The organism is Mesorhizobium sp. M8A.F.Ca.ET.202.01.1.1, from assembly GCF_004791595.1.
Lineage (GTDB): Bacteria > Pseudomonadota > Alphaproteobacteria > Rhizobiales > Rhizobiaceae > Mesorhizobium.
The window spans coordinates 1-279 of sequence record NZ_SRUN01000344.1; the positions used below are offsets into that span (position 1 = coordinate 1).

The following is a 279-nucleotide window of genomic DNA, read 5'->3' on the forward strand; positions in this document are numbered from 1 at the left end:
CTGAAGAAGTCTATGAGGTCCTGAAAGCCTTCCGCGACAAGGACCCGAATGGCAACGGCAAGAAGGACGAAGTACCGTATTTTGCCCGTGAAGAGATCGACGCGGTTCGCCTTATCAATCTCTGGGATGCCCGGGTTTCAGGTTCTGAACGCTATGGTGACTTTGCCGTCTATGACGGCGAGTTGCGCCATCCATGGGCTGAAGAAAACTACAGGACCGGCATCTCGAACGTCGCCAAGTGGTACAAGGAAGGCCTGATCGACAAGGAAATCTTCACGC

Annotated in this window: 1 pseudogene; it reads left to right on the forward strand. The window is 53.8% G+C overall.

From position 1 onward, the window contains the following. Nucleotides 1-279 (forward strand): annotated as a pseudogene (locus EN845_RS35130) (sugar ABC transporter permease); the annotation flags it as partial.